The sequence below is a fragment of the Rhizobacter sp. P2_H2 genome (assembly GCF_056403375.1).
The window spans coordinates 1-1,805 of sequence record NZ_JBFUFP010001066.1 but is presented as its reverse complement, the minus strand read 5'-3'; the positions used below and the strand labels follow the sequence as shown (position 1 = coordinate 1,805).

The 1,805-nt window shown below is 67.4% G+C and carries 2 protein-coding genes; both read left to right on the top strand.

Translation table 11 applies throughout. The features are described from left to right. Nucleotides 1-311, top strand: a 311-nt coding sequence (locus AC1D15_RS30070; RefSeq protein WP_477828903.1) for a hypothetical protein, incomplete at its 5' end; no start/stop codon positions are given. A gap of 10 nt (nt 312-321) precedes the next feature. Next, nucleotides 322-1,674 (top strand): tRNA (N6-isopentenyl adenosine(37)-C2)-methylthiotransferase MiaB, encoded by a 1,353-nt coding sequence (miaB, locus tag AC1D15_RS30065; RefSeq protein ID WP_477828902.1) that lies wholly within the window; start codon nt 322-324, stop codon nt 1,672-1,674. Nucleotides 1,675-1,805 lie beyond the last annotated feature (131 nt).

Here is a 1,805-nt window from a genome sequence, read left to right as displayed (position 1 = left end):
GCCCGTTCCCGCAGAACGCGTTGCGCGGCGTGATCGCCTTCGACAACCCGCCRCAGGTCACGCTGAACGGCAAGCCGGCACAGCTCGCCCCGGGGGTGCGCATCCGCGGCCAGAACAACCTGCTGGTGCTGACCGGCCCGCTGGTCGGCAGCAAGCTGGTCGTGCACTACACCACCGAGTTCACCGGGCTGATCAAGGACGTGTGGATCCTGCGCGACGACGAGATCAAGGTCGTGCCGTGGCCGACCACGGTCGAGCAGACGCAGACCTGGAGCTTCGACCAGGCCGCGCAGGTCTGGACCAAGCCGTGACGAGGTCGTGATGGAAGAACGCACCAAGAAGGTCTACATCAAGACCTTCGGCTGCCAGATGAACGAGTACGACTCGGACAAGATGTCCGACGTCATGCACGCGGCCGAAGGCTATGAACCCACGCAGGACCCGGAGCAGGCCGACCTGATCCTGTTCAACACCTGCTCGGTGCGCGAGAAGGCGCAGGAGAAGGTGTTCAGCGACCTCGGCCGGGTCAAGCACCTGAAGGCCAAGGGCGTGATGATCGGCGTCGGCGGCTGCGTCGCGAGCCAGGAAGGCGCGGCCATCATCGAACGCGCGCCGTACGTCGACGTGGTGTTCGGCCCGCAGACGCTGCACCGCCTGCCTGAGCTGCTGAAGCAGCGCCAGCGGCAGCAGCGCCCGCAGGTCGACATCAGCTTCCCCGAGATCGAGAAGTTCGACCACCTGCCGCCGGCGCGCGTCGAGGGCGCGACGGCCTTCGTCTCGATCATGGAAGGCTGCTCGAAATACTGCAGCTACTGCGTGGTGCCGTACACCCGCGGCGAAGAGGTCTCGCGGCCGTTCGACGACGTGCTGGTCGAGGTGGCGGGCCTGGCCGACCAGGGCGTGAAGGAAGTGACGCTGCTGGGCCAGAACGTCAACGCCTACCGCGGCGCGATGGGCGATACCAGCGAGATCGCCGATTTCGCACTGCTGATCGAGTACGTCGCCGCGATCCCCGGCATCCAGCGCATCCGCTACACCACCAGCCACCCGAACGAGTTCACGAACCGGCTGGTCGAGGTGTACGGCCGCGTGCCGCAGCTCGTGAACCACCTGCACCTGCCGGTGCAGCACGGCAGCGACCGCATCCTGATGGCGATGAAGCGCGGCTACACGGTGCTCGAGTACAAGAGCACGATCCGCAAGCTGCGCGCGGTGCGGCCGGACATCAGCCTGTCGAGCGACTTCATCGTCGGCTTCCCCGGCGAGACCGAGGACGACTTCACGAGGATGATGAAGCTGATCGACGACGTCGGCTTCGATTCGAGCTTCAGCTTCATCTACAGCCCGCGCCCCGGCACGCCGGCCGCGGCGCTCGCCGACGACACGCCGCATGAGACCAAGCTCGCCAGGCTGCAGCACCTGCAGGCGGTGATCGAGGACAACCAGCGGCGCATCGGGCAGTCGCGCGTCGGCACGGTGCAGCGCATCCTGGTCGAAGGCCCGTCGCGCAAGGATGCGGACGAGCTGATGGGCCGCACCGAGTGCAACCGCATCGTCAACTTCGCCGGCCCGGCACGGCTGGTCGGGCAGATGATCGACGTGAACATCACGCTGGCCTACCCGCATTCGCTGCGGGGCGAGGTGGTGACGCGGGACGAAGTGGCGGTCGTCTAGCGCCGGCCGGGTCCGAAACCGGCCCACCAGAGGGTGAGCGCGCAGCCGACGACCATCGCGCCATAGGTGGCCATCTTGCCGTCCCGGCCCAGCCAGGCCAGGCCGACGATGGTCACCACGCTGGCCACGCC